The organism is Aequorivita todarodis (genome assembly GCF_028561335.1).
In the GTDB taxonomy this organism is placed as follows: domain Bacteria; phylum Bacteroidota; class Bacteroidia; order Flavobacteriales; family Flavobacteriaceae; genus Aequorivita; species Aequorivita todarodis.
The window spans coordinates 1-14377 of the sequence record NZ_JAQQTG010000049.1 but is presented as its reverse complement, the minus strand read 5'-3'; the positions used below and the strand labels follow the sequence as shown (position 1 = coordinate 14377).

Below are 14377 nucleotides of genomic sequence, written 5' to 3'. Positions count from 1 at the left end.
TGTTTCAGCAACCAATAAATCTCAACATTATGAAACTAAAATTTTTATCAATTGTATTTATGATGGCCTGCGGTTTTGCCTTTGCGCAAGACAAGGTGAAATATACCGACGAAGAACGCGATATGCTTAAAGCGTATTATTTCAGTGAAGGTTTTGACCAACCGGCCACAAAAAAAGTATCAACCGTTATTATGAAAGATGGTTCCGAACACAAAGGGTATTGCAAAGGTGTTGTAACCAAAAAAGGCCAGATTGCCCAAATTGTTTTTAAGGACAGTGTAACGGGCAATAAGGAGACCTACGACGCACAGCAAATTGCCGAAGCTTATCTATATGCAAGCGGTTTTGAAAAATTTGGAAAAGTGTCCAAAAAATTCAGCAACTTCGGGATGGGCGGAAGAAACAGTGTAAAGAAAATTACGAGCAATGACCAGATTTATTTCGTAAACCAAAAGGTTTCCCTGAAAAACAAAAAAGACGAAAGGGAGTTTTTGATGCAGTTGATCAATCCAGACTTCAGCCAAATAATCTCTGTTTACCACGATCCTTTTGCCAAAGAATCCTCAGGGTTTAAAATGGGGCCTGGCCCTACTATTGGCGGCGGTGTCGTAAAATCATACTACGTGCAAAAAGGCGATAAAGTAATCTGGCTTCCTAAAAGTGATTTTGAGGAAAATTATGAATTCCTTTTTGGCGACAATGCCGAGTTTATGGCAAAATATCCTTACAAATCCATTAATTGGGACTGGCTGAGTGCCCTTGTTTTGGAATACACAACTATGTCTGCACCGAAAGAGTAGAAAATTTGATATATTTAAATACAACAAACCCCAAAGGTTCTTGAGACTTTTGGGGTTTTTGCTGTTTACTACACTAAAAAATTAGTCTATAAAATCAAACCCGCAATACGGAACCAAGACTTCCGGGATTTTTATTCCATCCTCGGTTTGGTAGTTTTCAAGAATGCCCGCCAGAACACGCGGCAATGCCAAAGCACTTCCATTCAATGTGTGCGCGAGTTTGTTTTTACCGTCTTTGTCCTTAAAACGAAGTTTCAATCTATTGGCTTGGAAGGTTTCAAAATTTGAACATGATGAAATTTCCAGCCAACGGTCCTGCGCGGTTGAAAATACTTCGAAATCATACGTCAATGCTGAAGTAAAGCCCAAATCGCCGCCGCATAGGCGAAGAATTCGGTATGGCAATTTCAATTCGCGAAGAATTTCCTTTACGTGCTCTACCATTCCGTCCAAAGCTTGGTAGGAATTATCAGGATGCTCGATGCGGACGATTTCCACCTTATCAAATTGGTGCAAACGGTTTAGACCGCGAACGTGCGCGCCGTAGCTTCCTGCTTCTCTTCTAAAACAAGGCGTATAGCCTGTGCAGGTAATTGGCAATTCGGAATGGTTCAGTAAATCGCCACGGAACATATTTGTTACGGGAACCTCAGCGGTAGGGATTAAATAAAGATCGTCAATGCCCACATGGTACATCTGCCCTTCCTTGTCCGGAAGTTGGCCGGTGCCATAGCCCGAAGCTTCGTTCACCAGATGCGGCACTTGATATTCGGTATAACCGGCTTTTGTGTTTTTATCCAAAAAGTAGGTAATCAACGCCCGTTGCAGACGCGCGCCCTTCCCTTTGTAAACAGGAAAACCTGCGCCCGTAATTTTTACGCCGAGTTCAAAATCAATCAAATCGTATTTTTTGGCAAGTTCCCAATGCGGTAGCGCGCCATCAACAAGTTTTGGAATTTCGCCTTCCTTGAAAACTTCTTCGTTGTCGTTTTCATCAGTTCCGGCAGGCACCAAATCATTCGGAATGTTTGGAAGCGTATAAAGTAATTGCTGCAATTTTTCGGCAGCGGCAAGCATTTGCTCGTTCAGTTGTTTTGAGGACTCCTTCAATTCAACTGTTTTCTCTTTTAGTTCGTTTGCTTTTTGGACTTCGCCACTTTGAAAAAGTTTCCCGATTTCCTTTGAATAGGAATTGCTCTGTGCCAAAACCTCATCCAGCTGCGCTTGTGAAGCTCGGCGTTCTTCATCCGCATTTAAAACTTCTTCCAAAACGGAAGCAGCATCTATGCCGCGTTTGGCAAGGGCTTTTATATATTTCTCTTTGTTTTCTCGGATGTCGGTTACTTGTAGCATTTTCCTAAAATATTTTGAAGCGCAAAGTTAGGAAAATCGCCTTATTCTTTTACTGGCTTTTCATTATAATCCTCCGGCGAGGGCAAAATCCATTCACTATGCTTAAAGGGATGCCATGGCTCGGCGGCCAAATCTACGGTTGGATCGGTAAAGGGGTGGTATTTACCGTGATTTACGCGAACGGAAGCTTCCATATACACAGCCACATCATTCCCTTTTTTAGCTTCCACTGCTTTTATTTTTTGGGCAAGTTGCCACATAACATCTGGCTTTGTAGCGACGGAGCCTTGTTGCTTGGGACCCAAAAGCTCACTATAATTGTACCGTCTCTTTTCACCATCAGGCTTATTTTTTACCCACACTGTAAGACTTCCGCTTTTGGAACGGAGCATCATCCGCCAGCTAAGCCTGTGGCCTTCTTCGGTCCAAAGCACATCGTCCTTAAAGAACCAATGCCGCAGCGGTAAACCTATTTGAAAGGCGAAATAAATCCCAAAAACCGCAAGCAACAGGTTTTTGTATTTCGGCACGATTACCGCATTGCCCGTATATAATTTTTTCTTCGGGAGAAATCGTTTTTTGAGTATTTCCGGAGAAAAGAAAAACAGTGCGAACGCAATGGACATATACGGAAAAATGCCAATCTGAAAGACGATTGAGTTGAAAAGATGAAAAAACACGGAAATTATAAAACCCAATAAGCGCGTACGTTTCCACAGCATTAACGGCACTATGAGCAAATCGAAAAAAATACCCGTATAAGCAATGGCCCAATGCACCCAGTTTTGCTGCAAAAATTCGCCAATGAGCCAATAATTTTTTTTCCCGGCCATCAACAGTGCCGGCATGGAGGCATCGAGCCAATCGGGGTATAGTTTTGCGATGGAGGCGTAGGTATAAACTATCCATACCTGCAAAATCAAAATCAACAGCACCCAGCGCGGCATGGACGGCGATTTAATTTCAGGATTTAGGTTTGCATCCACTGAAAACCATCGGTTGGCGGGAAGAAAGGCCATAATCCAGCACAGCAGCATCATTAGGTAATAATGGTTATTGTAGCTGCTTTTCTGCATTAAATATACGCAGGTCCACATTAGCGCATAGGCTATCATGCTGAACCTATACTTAAAACCAAGCATCACAAAAATCCCGAAAATACCCATTATCACGAAGTAATAATACATTCCGGGCCCTTGCAGTTGTTGCAAAAAGTCAAACCCAATAAAGTTGAAAGTGAAAGGCGGCTCTACCAGTGTACGCCGTACCCACCCTGTGGCAATTGCTCCAAAAGCCTCGATGGTAATCAAAAGACCAAAAACGGCCCTAAAAAGGACCAAACCAATATTGTCAATTTGTTTGAAAAGAAATTTATCCACGGTCCTTTAAAAATTGCTTTGCGAAGGTTTCGTCCTTTTCAATTTCTTGTTTTAGAATTTCCACCGAATCAAACGTTTCCTCGTCGCGGATGTATTTTAAAAACGCAATGGTTATTTCCTTTCCGTAAAGGTCTTTATTGAAATTGAGAAAATGTGTTTCGATGGTTTTTTCGGTTCCGCCAACGGTGGGATTGGTGCCGATGCTTGTTATTCCAAATTTTTTTTCGCCTTCAATTGTGGATTCTACAATATAAACGCCGTTTTTGGGAATGAGTTTGTAGTTTTCCTTCAATTTCAAATTCGCCGTAGGGTAATTTATAGTTCGGCCAATGGCTTTTCCCTTTACCACTTCACCCGAAATCATAAAGTTATACCCCAAATAATTGTTGGCCGTTTCAATATCGCCTTCGTTCAAGGATTTGCGGATTTTTGTGGAACTGATGGCCACATCGTCAATTTCCTTTGCTGAAATTTCCTCCACTTCAAAATTATAGGTTTTTCCGAATTCCTTTAAATCCTCAATATCGGCATTTCGGTTTCTTCCGAAGCGGTGGTCGTAACCGATGATGATTTTTTTCGCCTTTAAACTATTTACCAAAATATCGCGCACGTATTCCAAAGCGGTCAATCGTGAAAAAGCGTGGGTAAACGGATGGATAACCAAATGGTCCAGCCCTGTGTTTTCGAGCAGTTCGGTGCGCTCTTCGATGGTGTTTATCAATTTTATATCCACATTTTGCTGAAGCACCATCCGCGGATGTGGGAAAAAAGTAAGCACCACGGAATCCAGATTTTCCTTTTTTGCGGTTTCTACCAAACGCTTCAAAATGGCTTTGTGGCCAATATGCACGCCATCAAAAGTGCCGATTGTGACCACACTTTGGCGGGAATTTTTATATGCGGAAGCTGATGGATATTTCTTCAAAATTATTTGCCGTTATATGTGTTCATCGTAATATTCATCCCCGCGAGGGCAAAGGATTCTATAATCTTGCAGCTTAACTCCAGCCGCTCGGGCAGTTGTTTTTCCTCTTCGGCTTCCCATTCGCCCAAAACGTAATCTACCTGTCGTCCTTTCGAAAAAGCATCGCTTATCCCGAAACGGAAACGGTTGTAATTGGTGGTTTGCAGCGTATTCTGAATATCCTTCAATCCGTTGTGCCCGCCGTCGCTGCCTTTGGTTTTTACGCGAATGGTTCCAAAAGCCAAATTTAAATCGTCCGTAATCACCAGCATATTTTCCAACGGAACTTTTTCTTTTTCAAGCCAGTAATTTACGGCCTTTCCGCTTAAATTCATATACGTGCTCGGCTTCAGAAATATGAGCGTTCTTCCTTTTACTTTATGCGAAGTAACGTCGCCCAATTTTGCCGTTTCCCACGAAAGTGAATTCTTTTCGGCATAAAAATCGACCACTTTAAAACCGATGTTGTGGCGGGTGTTTGCGTATTTTGGGCCAATATTGCCAAGGCCCACAATAAGGAATTTCTTCATTGGATCTGTTTCTTCTGAAATAGTATCGACAGTTTTTGCCGAAAAAAGTTTTTTGAAAAATGAAAACATACTACTGTCAATCTTCGGTAAAAATAAAAAAAGCACCCCGAATTAACGGGATGCTTTTGGGTAATCTTCTTAAAAAGAAATTTATTCCTTTACTGCAGCAACATCATCGGTTTCTGTAGCTGGAACTTCTTCTCCTTCTGCACCTTCAGCAGTTTCATCTTCTTCTTCAACTTCGTCCACAATGGCGGTACGTGAAGTTCTAACCTGACAGATAACGGTGTTATCTGGGTGCATGATTTTGTAATTGTCAGTTTTAAGTGACTTTGTGTACATTTTGTTACCAATACGCATTTCGGTAATGTCTGCCTCAATAAAATCCGGTAGATTTTCTGGCAAAGCCTTCACACGAAGTTTACGTGTAACAATACGCAAAACCCCACCGTTACGAACACCGCGGGAGTTACCAACGGTACGCACCGGAATTTCCATAGTTACTTCCTTGTCATCAAAAATTTGGTAAAAATCGATGTGAAGAATACGGTCAGTCACTGGGTGAAATTGTATATCCTGAAGGATGGCGTTAATTTTTGTGCCTCCCAGGTTGATTACAACCGTGTGTACGTCTGGAGTGTAAACCAAGTCTTTAAATGCAATTTCTTCTGCTGAAAAGCTAATTGGCTCATCCCCTCCGTAAACTACGCAAGGAACCATTCCAGCATTACGTAGGGCTTTCGTTGCCTTTTTGCCCACGCTTTCTCTTTGTGATCCTTTAATTGTAATAGATTTCATTTTGTTTGAATTGTTTATTTATTAAAAAACTCCCTAAAAAGCTGTTTTTTAGGGAGTGCAAAGATAAATTTTATTTTGGATTATCGGTTTAGGAAATTTGATTTTTTCCGTGTGAAGAAATTTACATTAAAAACTTGCCGCTTATAGACTTGTTGGCATTTACGCTCAACATAACATCTGCAAACAATTTTGCGCAACTTATAACCCTAATTTTCTTGCTCGGTTTGGTAGGAATGGAATCTGAAACGATCAGTTCGAGCATTTGCGATTTTTCAATTCGCTCGTAAGCATTTCCAGAAAGCAATGGGTGCGTACAAACCGCGCGAACACTCAAAGCACCGCGCTCCATCATCAAATCGGCAGCGGTAGTGAGGGTGCCGGCTGTATCAACCATATCATCAACCAAAACGACGTTTTTCCCTTTTACATCACCAATCAGTTCCATGTGCGAGATTACATTTGCTTTTTCACGCTGCTTGTAGCAGATTACCACATCGCTTTCCAAAAATTTTGAATAGGCATAGGCACGTTTTGAACCGCCCATATCAGGAGAAGCTATTGTAAGATTGTCAAGTTTAAAACTTCTTAAATAAGGAAGAAATATGGTTGAGGCAAAAAGATGGTCCACTGGTTTTTCAAAGAAACCTTGAATCTGGTCTGCATGCAAATCCATTGTAATGATACGTGTTGCTCCTGCGGTTTCAAGCATTTTTGCGACCAACTTTGCGGCAATCGGCACACGCGGCTTATCTTTTCGATCTTGACGCGCCCAACCAAAGTAAGGCAATACGGCTGTAATATGTCTTGCCGAAGCTCGCTTTGCGGCGTCTATCATCAGCAAAAGCTCCATTAAATGGTCGCTGTTCGGAAAGGTGGAACCAATTAAAAAGACGCGACTTCCGCGAACGGATTCTTCAAAGGAAGGCTGAAATTCACCATCGCTATAATGAGATGTTATTACCTTTCCCAAAGGTATTCCGAAGGCATCTGCAATGTCCTGCGCGAGCTCTTCACTTTGTTTACAGGCAAAAATCTTTGGTTCCGGAACAGCGGTTGACATAATTTGTGGTTTTGGGTTATTTAGGCAACAAAGGTAAAAATTAATAGTTAGTGATTTTTAAAAAAATAGCTGGATAAATTTTTAAGTAAATTATAAATAATTGTTTATTTTTGCCTCCCGTTTGCTCGAGTGGCGGAATTGGTAGACGCGCTGGATTCAAAATCCAGTTCTTTCGGGAGTGTGGGTTCGATTCCCACCTTGAGTACAAAATCCCCTAACAGAAATTGTTGGGGGGTTTTTTAATTATACCAGTCCCATTGAAGCCTTGGAACCGGCTCAAAATACAGAACCTCAATAGAAATGTTGTTTTTTCTGTGAGCCAATCAAATATTTCCAAATCTTGTTTTTCTCTCTAAGAAATAAAACAATATTCTTATTTACATTTAAACTGAATTACTTTTTCCTTCCTAAATTTTAACAAAATCTTTTTCATAAAAGTTTTTTTGTGTTCTTACCTTTAATCTTTCAATCCCAAAAAATGCCTAAAAAACTAAACCAACTGGAAGCCACCGCTATCTGTGGCAACGACATTAGTTCTTCATGTTTATATGTTTCGGCACTTGCCATTTTTTATGCAGGCCAATACGCGTGGATCTCGCTTTTGATGGTTGCCGGCGTTTTGTTTCTTTTCCGAAAAATCTACGGCGAGGTAGTTGGCGCCCTGCCTTTAAACGGGGGAGCCTACAATGCGCTTTTAAACACCACCAAAAAATCCACAGCCTCGGTTGCGGCGGCCTTGACCGTCCTGTCCTATATGGCCACGGCAGTGCTTTCCGCAAGCGAGGCCGTTAAATATGCCCACAGTGTTTGGGGAGCAATCCCCGTGTTTCCGGTTACTATAGGCCTTTTGCTGTTGTTTATGGGCTTGGTTATATTGGGTATAGGCGAATCCTCAAAAGTGGCCGTTGCTATTTTTCTGTTCCATCTTCTTTCCCTTACGCTTTTGTGTGGATTTTGCCTCTACTTTTTCTTCAGCAACGGTTTTGAAACCTTGATTGCAAATTTTAAAATGCCCGTTGGCGGAAGCATTACCATGGCGCTCTTTTTTGGCTTTTCAGCAGCCATGCTGGGCATTAGTGGCTTTGAAAGTTCGGCAAATTACGTGGAGGAGCAACAGCCCGGAGTATTCCCTAAAACGCTGCGCAATATGTGGATCGTAGTGAGCATTTTTAATCCGCTTATCGCTTTTTTGGCCTTGGGGCTGCTTCCCCAGGAAATAGTAAACAACAATCAGGACGCGCTGCTCTCCTTTCTTGGGGAAACTTCGGGCGGCCATTGGCTCTCCTTTTTAATAGGAATTGACGCCGCCCTGGTTTTGAGCGGTGCCGTCCTAACCTCCTATGTGGGCGTGGGTGGCTTGATGGAACGCATGGCACTGGATCGGGTGCTTCCCAGTTTTTTACTGAAAAGGAACAAAAAGAAAAGCCCCTATTTAATTTTCATTCTATTCTTCGCGCTATGCACTTCCATTCTCGTGGTGACGCATGGCGATTTGCCTTCATTGGCGGGGGTCTATACCATTGCTTTTCTATCGGTGATGGTACTTTTTGGGATTGGTAACTTGTTGTTGAAAGTAAATCGAAAAAACCTTCCGCGGCCTGAGCGCGCTTCCTATTTGGCAGTAATTCTTGCCATTGCCTCGGTTATTGCCGCACTGTTGGGCAATATTATTTTGAACCCGGGTTTTCTAATAACCTTTTTTGAATACTTGGTCCCTACCTTGCTGGTTGTGTTTTTTATGCTTTACCATCATTATATACTGAAGGCGGCTCTCAGGTTCATAGAATATATCGCTCCCGATGACAACAAGTTTTTTAAAAAATGGAACCAAATCACGAAAAACAAGTTGCAGCGACTCACCAACAAACAGTTTGTGTTTTTTACCAATAACGATAACGTGGAAACCCTGAATAAGGTAATGCAGTACATAAAACACAACGAGCCTACCAAGAGATTGAAAATTGTTGCCGTACTCGATGAAGGGATGAAAGTGGCGAACAATCTAAAAAATGACATTGAGGTCCTGAACCGCATGTATCCCGACATCAAAATCCAATTTGTGGAGGAGCCGGGCATTTTTGGTCCCGAAAAAATAAAGGAATTGTCAAAGCGGTGGAAGATCCCGATCAACTTTATGTTTATAGGCGCTCCGGGCGAACTGTTTCCGTATCGGGTTCAGCAGTTGGGCGAAGTGCGGGTGATTATTTGAATTTTTAAAAGTGTGTTTTTCAAGCTAAGAATATTGATTACAATCACTATATTTGGGCAAATCTTGAAAAACATCATCCCCAATGTCTGATTTTTGGTTGTATTTTAATCTTGGCCTCCACCACGTGCTGGATTGGAAGGCCTACGACCACATTCTCTTTTTGATCGTGCTTTGTGCTGCCTATACTTTTTCCTCTTGGAAAAGATTGTTGCTCCTTGTTACCCTATTTACGCTGGGGCATACGGTTTCATTGCTTTTGGCCAGTTATAACGTAATTAGTGTTTCGGGCAGGGTCATCGAATTTTTAATTCCGGTTACTATTTTAGTCACGGCTCTTTTCAACCTTTTTACAGCAGGAAAAGAAAAGAAAGTTGAAAAAATGGGCCTTTTTTATATGGTAACTCTTTTCTTCGGATTGATTCACGGATTGGGGTTTGCCTCGTTCTTTACTGCATTGGACAGTGGCGGAGGCTTTCTGCCATTGCTCGAATTCGCCCTTGGCATTGAAGCCGCACAGATTATAGTGGTCATTATTATTTTGATTATCGCCTTTATCTTTCAAACCATCTTCCGTTTCAACAAAAGAGATTGGGTACTGGTGGTTTCTTCATTAGTTATAGGAATGGTTATACCGATGCTCATAAACAATTGGATTTTTTGAGAAGAGATTCGCGAAACAGGGTAAAAGGGAGCCCGGGCGGCTTCATAAATAAAATTAGAGTTCCCCACTTTTCCCCTAAACTTTTTAAACTCATAGGCCCCTCAACTTCTTTGGCAATAACTTAACAACATTTTTTTTGGCAGTGGCGTAACTTCCCAGTAATTTCGCTACCTATATAAAAGTATGAAGGACAGCAAACAACGCAAATACGATATTGCCTATCTGCGGATGGCCCAAGAGTGGAGCAAACTTTCCTATTGCAAGCGCAGACAGGTTGGCGCGCTTATTGTAAAGGACAAAATGATTATCAGCGATGGTTATAACGGCACGCCTACCGGGTTTGAAAATATTTGTGAGGACGACGAAGGCTACACAAAATGGTATGTGCTGCATGCCGAAGCAAATGCAATTTTAAAAGTGGCGTCGTCAACCCAGGCCTGTCAGGGCGCAACGCTTTACATAACCATGTCGCCCTGCAAGGAATGTAGCAAATTGATACACCAAGCAGGTATAAAAAGATTGGTTTATTACAACGAATATAAAGACAACTCGGGCATTACCTTTCTTGAGAAAGCCGGAGTAAGCATACAACACATTACAGATTTGGATATAGAATAATGGGAAATCAAAAAAAATACTTGCCTCTATGGATCGGGTTGGCACTTGCCGCGGGTGTTTTTATTGGGTCCAAACTCAATTTTCACGATAATACCGAAAAAATCTTTGCCACTAGCTCAAAAAAAGACAAGCTCAATAGGCTTATAGATTATATAGATTACGAATATGTGGACAATGTAAATACGGACAGCATCGTGGATGTTACGGTAAACGGAATTCTTGAAAACCTCGATCCACATTCGGTGTATATTCCCAAAAGCGAATACCAGCACAATGCAGACGATATGCGTGGCGCCTTCACGGGCATTGGCGTTAGCTTTTATGTTTATAAAGATACCATTGCCGTAATCCGCGCCATTGAAGGCGGTCCCGCAGAAAAGGCAGGGATAAAAGGAGGCGACAGAATCCTTTATGCCGACGGAAAAAAACTTTTTGGTGAATTGGTCCAGCGCGACAGCATCTCAAATTATCTGAAAGGCGAAATAAACAGCAAAGTTGCGCTGGACGTTTATCGCCCCAGTGAAAACAAGACCTTGGAAATAAAGGTGCGGAGAAAACAAGTGCCGCTGGTAAGCGTGGACGCTTCCTATAAATTGGCCGACGATTTGGGATATATAAAACTGAACCGCTTTTCTGAAACCACTTATAAAGAATTTGAAAGCGCCCTCGAAAAGCTGAAAGACCAAGGCATCACAAAACTTGTTTTGGACCTCCGCGGCAACCCGGGAGGCTATATTTCAACTGCCGAAAGGGTAGTTGATGAGTTTTTGGAAAACGACAAACTCGTTCTTATCACAAAAAATAAAAGTGGCGAAATCAATAAAACATACGCGACCCGCCGTGGCGATTTTGAACACGGAAAACTCTATGTGCTAATAAACGAAAACTCGGCTTCTGCCAGCGAAATTGTGGCTGGTGCGCTTCAAGACAATGACAAAGGAACCATCATCGGTCGCCGCTCTTTCGGAAAAGGATTGGTGCAGCGCGAAATGTCACTCGGCGATGGCAGCGCGGTGCGTTTGACCATTGCCCGCTATTATACCCCGACGGGCCGTTCCATTCAACGGCCATACGGGAAAGGAAATGACACCTATTACAGCGATTATGAAAAACGGTACCGCAACGGCGAATTGATACACGCAGATAGTATCAAGGTTGCCGATTCCCTGAAATATGTTACCCCTAAAGGAAAAGTGGTGTATGGTGGCGGTGGAATTATTCCAGATGTTTTTGTGCCGAAAGATACGAGCGTGGAAAATGAAACCCTGCAATATGTTGCTCGCAGCGGGTTTATGAGTTACTTCATCTTTGAATATCTCGAAAAGAACAGAACCTTTTTTAAGGGAATTAAATTCGATGATTTTAGGAAGAATTTTAAAGTGGACGACGCCCTTTCAAAGGAATTTATTGAATACGCTAAATTCAACGAAGCCCAGATAGATCTTTCAAATTATACCGAAGAGCTTAAAAGAACGCTGAAAGCGAACATCGCCCAACAGCTTTTCGGCCCGAATGAGTACGAAATAATTCTCAACGAAACAGACCCCATGCTCTTAAAGGTCTTGGAACTGGAGGCAAAAAATCATTTGGACAAAAAGTAAAAGACTATTTTTTTACTTTGGAAGCAATTTTTTTAGAAATAAGCAAAATACCAAGTGCCAGTAAAGCACACAATCCAGCCAAAATACCTACTGCCGCAACAGAGCTATCGCCTTCAAGCAAATGGTCAAAATTTAGTTTTGTACTGTTGAAAACAACAAGTCCTGCAGCACAAGCCATTAAAATGTAGATGAAAATTTTCATTGTATGGTTCTTTTTATGTGAATGGGGCAAGAAAAAAAATTCGCCCTCTTTGTTCCACAACTTTTAAATTAATTAAAAAGTTCTTGAATATTTGAGGTGAAAAGCTTCACCGCAATGGCCAGCAAAATTACACCAAATATTTTTTGGATTACCGCAATTCCGTTCTTTCCCAAAAAGCGTTGCAACCGGGCAGAAGTTTTCAAAACGGCATAAATAATTACAATATTCACAAGTATTGCCACAATAATATTTTCGATGGCATACTCGGCCCGCAGTGAAAGTAGGGTCGTTAAACTTCCCGGCCCGGCAAGCAACGGAAATGCCAACGGAAAGATAGAAGCCAAATCGGGCGTGGTATCTCCTTCCTTAAAAAGGGTTACCCCAAGAATCATTTCCAAGGCAATAAAGAAAAGTATCAAAGAACCCGCCACTGCAAATTCATTGACGTTTACACCTATAAGATGCAGAATACTTTCGCCTAAAAAAAGAAATACAATCATTACAATTGCGGCAATTATTGAAGCCTTCCCAGAGTTAATATGCCCGGCTTTTTCGCGCAGACCGATAATGATGGGGATACTCCCTATTATATCGATTACGGCAAAAAGCACCATTGTGGCCGTAGCTATTTCCTTAAAGTTGAAATTCATCCTTTTCTTTTTGAGCCCGCAAAATTAGACAATAATTCCCGTTGGCGTAAAATAAAACATGGTTAATAAAAGCACAATTTCTTCGGAATGGAATGCCGAAACAATTTATCTTTGCCGCATGTTTCAACTTGGCAAGACAATAGTCTCCGAAGATTTAATCGAAAAGGATTTCGTGTGCAACCTCAACGCCTGCAAAGGTGCATGCTGCATTGAAGGTGAAGCGGGAGCTCCTGTTACTGAAGCGGAGGTAAAAATTCTTAGGGATATTTACCCAAAAGTGAAGCCTTTCCTTCGCCCCGAAGGTATTGCTGCCATTGAAAAACAGGGCACTCACATTAAAACCGAGCTCGGCGAACTGGAAACTCCACTCGTGGAAGGAAAGGAATGTGCTTACGTAACTTTTACGGACAAAGGCATTGCAAGCTGTGGCATTGAAGATGCCTTCAATGCTGGCGCCATCGACCCGATAGCTGTCGGGTTCAGAAAACCTATTTCTTGTCATCTATATCCTGTTCGGGTACAAGAATACAGTGAATTTGCAGCGGTAAACTACCACCGCTGGCCCATTTGTGATGATGCCTGTACTTTGGGAAAAGAGCTGCAAGTGCCCGTTTATAAATTTGTGAAAACTGCCCTTATCCGCAAATTCGGCGAAAACTGGTATGCCGAACTGGAAAAGATAGCTTCCGAAATGTAATGCTTCACGATAACTTTTTCACATGCTATCGATATTTTATTGATATTGATTATATTAGTGTTTGAAATTCAACAAAATTAATCATTAATTAAAACCTTCAATTATGAAAAAGTATCTATTGGCTCTTTTTGTTTTTTCGGCTTTTGTAAGCTGTAAAGACAATCCCGTGAGCAAAAAAATAAAAGAAACCAAAGAGGCGGTTTCAAATACCTCCAATGCGGTGGAAGAAATGACCAAAATGCAGGACGACATCAAAGAACTGCAAGAAGCAACCCCGCTCACCAACGAGGAATTAAAAGCTTGGCTGCCCGATGAGGTAAATGGAATGAAACGCATCAGCTATAAAGCCGGCCAAGCCGGGATGATGGGCATTGCCTCTATTGAAGCAGCTTATGCCAATGAAGACAAATCGAAAAAATTCACCATCAGCATCATTGACGGCGCTGGCCAAGTGGGCGCGGCGGCCACGGCAGGCATTCGGATGGTAATGAGCCAAGATTTTGAGGAAGAAAGTGAAAACGGCTCCCGAAGGACCGTAACCAAGAATGGCACAAAAGCTATTGAGGAATATCGTTCAGGAAACAACAACAGTACTATTCAATTGATGGAAGGCAACCGTTTCTATCTGGAAGCCAAAGGAAACAACATGGATATTGATGAAACTTGGGACGCAATTGACGAAATAGATTTGGATAAATTGGGTTAAATATTACAATTAACCGCTTTTTAAAAGAAGCCGTCTCAAAACCTGGGGCGGCTTTTTCTATTAAAAAGCTTGCTTAAAAATTGGTTATTTTTTATCTTTAAGTACTGACAATCAAAGATATGAATACCAATTTTCAATCCTACAACCAA

Annotated in this window: 15 protein-coding genes and 1 tRNA gene; 8 read left to right on the top strand and 8 right to left on the bottom strand. The window is 41.8% G+C overall.

Annotated elements, in window-relative coordinates; all coding sequences use genetic code 11:
* Nucleotides 1-29: 29 nt before the first annotated feature.
* Nucleotides 30-800: a hypothetical protein gene (locus POV26_RS13465; protein WP_272856988.1), complete on the top strand. Its 771-nt coding sequence runs from the start codon at nt 30-32 to the stop codon at nt 798-800.
* An 81-nt stretch (nt 801-881) separates the two neighbouring features.
* On the opposite strand, the gene serS is transcribed toward POV26_RS13465, so the two are convergent.
* From serS to POV26_RS13435, 6 genes are all read right to left on the bottom strand, one after another.
* Nucleotides 882-2153, bottom strand: a complete 1272-nt coding sequence (gene serS, locus POV26_RS13460; RefSeq protein WP_272856987.1) for a serine--tRNA ligase — start codon at nt 2151-2153, stop codon at nt 882-884.
* Nucleotides 2154-2194: 41 nt separating this feature from the next.
* A complete protein-coding gene (locus POV26_RS13455) occupies nt 2195-3532 on the bottom strand; it encodes an HTTM domain-containing protein (RefSeq protein ID WP_272856986.1) in 1338 nt (445 codons plus the stop codon).
* Nucleotides 3525-4457: a bifunctional riboflavin kinase/FAD synthetase gene (locus POV26_RS13450; protein WP_272856985.1), complete on the bottom strand. Its 933-nt coding sequence runs from the start codon at nt 4455-4457 to the stop codon at nt 3525-3527. The genes POV26_RS13455 and POV26_RS13450 overlap by 8 nt, the downstream gene beginning before the upstream one ends.
* Nucleotides 4458-4459: 2 nt before the next feature.
* Nucleotides 4460-5095, bottom strand: coding sequence for an aminoacyl-tRNA hydrolase (gene pth / locus POV26_RS13445; RefSeq protein WP_272856984.1), 636 nt, complete (start codon nt 5093-5095; stop codon nt 4460-4462).
* A gap of 81 nt (nt 5096-5176) precedes the next feature.
* Entirely contained in the window at nt 5177-5824 is a 648-nt protein-coding gene (locus tag POV26_RS13440; protein WP_062620046.1) for a 50S ribosomal protein L25/general stress protein Ctc, read from the bottom strand.
* A gap of 121 nt (nt 5825-5945) precedes the next feature.
* Nucleotides 5946-6884 carry a ribose-phosphate pyrophosphokinase gene (locus POV26_RS13435; protein ID WP_272856983.1) on the bottom strand — a complete coding sequence of 313 codons (939 nt, stop codon included), beginning with the start codon at nt 6882-6884 and terminating at the stop codon, nt 5946-5948.
* A gap of 123 nt (nt 6885-7007) precedes the next feature.
* Between POV26_RS13435 and POV26_RS13430 the strand changes: the two genes are divergently transcribed.
* The 5 genes from POV26_RS13430 (at nt 7008) to POV26_RS13410 (ending at nt 11973) form a co-directional block, all read left to right on the top strand.
* Nucleotides 7008-7089 (top strand) — tRNA-Leu (locus POV26_RS13430).
* 273 nt (nt 7090-7362) lie between these two features.
* A complete protein-coding gene (locus tag POV26_RS13425; protein ID WP_272856982.1) occupies nt 7363-9093 on the top strand; it encodes an APC family permease in 1731 nt (576 codons plus the stop codon).
* An 82-nt stretch (nt 9094-9175) separates the two neighbouring features.
* Complete coding sequence (locus tag POV26_RS13420) at nt 9176-9754, top strand: HupE/UreJ family protein (RefSeq protein ID WP_272856981.1); 579 nt, start codon at nt 9176-9178, stop codon at nt 9752-9754.
* A gap of 183 nt (nt 9755-9937) precedes the next feature.
* Nucleotides 9938-10372, top strand: a complete 435-nt coding sequence (locus tag POV26_RS13415; RefSeq protein ID WP_272856980.1) for a deoxycytidylate deaminase — start codon at nt 9938-9940, stop codon at nt 10370-10372.
* Nucleotides 10372-11973 (top strand): S41 family peptidase, encoded by a 1602-nt coding sequence (locus POV26_RS13410; protein ID WP_272856979.1) that lies wholly within the window; start codon nt 10372-10374, stop codon nt 11971-11973. The genes POV26_RS13415 and POV26_RS13410 overlap by 1 nt, the downstream gene beginning before the upstream one ends.
* A 4-nt stretch (nt 11974-11977) precedes the next feature.
* Here POV26_RS13410 and POV26_RS13405 read toward each other — a convergent pair whose 3' ends face one another.
* The gene (locus POV26_RS13405; RefSeq protein ID WP_272856978.1) at nt 11978-12175 is read right to left on the bottom strand and encodes a hypothetical protein; all 198 of its coding nucleotides are present in this window, start codon (nt 12173-12175) and stop codon (nt 11978-11980) included.
* Between the two features lie 68 nt (nt 12176-12243).
* On the bottom strand, nt 12244-12825 hold the full coding sequence (locus tag POV26_RS13400; RefSeq protein ID WP_272856977.1) for a MarC family protein: 582 nt from the start codon (nt 12823-12825) through the stop codon (nt 12244-12246).
* Between the two features lie 118 nt (nt 12826-12943).
* Between POV26_RS13400 and POV26_RS13395 the strand changes: the two genes are divergently transcribed.
* Nucleotides 12944-13522: a DUF3109 family protein gene (locus POV26_RS13395; RefSeq protein ID WP_272857053.1), complete on the top strand. Its 579-nt coding sequence runs from the start codon at nt 12944-12946 to the stop codon at nt 13520-13522.
* A 103-nt stretch (nt 13523-13625) separates the two neighbouring features.
* Nucleotides 13626-14228 carry a hypothetical protein gene (locus tag POV26_RS13390; protein WP_272856976.1) on the top strand — a complete coding sequence of 201 codons (603 nt, stop codon included), beginning with the start codon at nt 13626-13628 and terminating at the stop codon, nt 14226-14228.
* Nucleotides 14229-14377 lie beyond the last annotated feature (149 nt).

Coding starts and splice junctions, on each gene's coding strand:
- POV26_RS13465 (WP_272856988.1), top strand. CDS start 30: ATGAAACTAAAATTTTTATCAATTGTATTTATGATGGCCTGCGGTTTT.
- serS (WP_272856987.1), bottom strand. CDS start 2,153: ATGCTACAAGTAACCGACATCCGAGAAAACAAAGAGAAATATATAAAA.
- pth (WP_272856984.1), bottom strand. CDS start 5,095: ATGTTTTCATTTTTCAAAAAACTTTTTTCGGCAAAAACTGTCGATACT.
- POV26_RS13440 (WP_062620046.1), bottom strand. CDS start 5,824: ATGAAATCTATTACAATTAAAGGATCACAAAGAGAAAGCGTGGGCAAA.
- POV26_RS13435 (WP_272856983.1), bottom strand. CDS start 6,884: ATGTCAACCGCTGTTCCGGAACCAAAGATTTTTGCCTGTAAACAAAGT.
- POV26_RS13425 (WP_272856982.1), top strand. CDS start 7,363: ATGCCTAAAAAACTAAACCAACTGGAAGCCACCGCTATCTGTGGCAAC.
- POV26_RS13420 (WP_272856981.1), top strand. CDS start 9,176: ATGTCTGATTTTTGGTTGTATTTTAATCTTGGCCTCCACCACGTGCTG.
- POV26_RS13415 (WP_272856980.1), top strand. CDS start 9,938: ATGAAGGACAGCAAACAACGCAAATACGATATTGCCTATCTGCGGATG.
- POV26_RS13410 (WP_272856979.1), top strand. CDS start 10,372: ATGGGAAATCAAAAAAAATACTTGCCTCTATGGATCGGGTTGGCACTT.
- POV26_RS13405 (WP_272856978.1), bottom strand. CDS start 12,175: ATGAAAATTTTCATCTACATTTTAATGGCTTGTGCTGCAGGACTTGTT.
- POV26_RS13400 (WP_272856977.1), bottom strand. CDS start 12,825: ATGAATTTCAACTTTAAGGAAATAGCTACGGCCACAATGGTGCTTTTT.
- POV26_RS13395 (WP_272857053.1), top strand. CDS start 12,944: ATGTTTCAACTTGGCAAGACAATAGTCTCCGAAGATTTAATCGAAAAG.
- POV26_RS13390 (WP_272856976.1), top strand. CDS start 13,626: ATGAAAAAGTATCTATTGGCTCTTTTTGTTTTTTCGGCTTTTGTAAGC.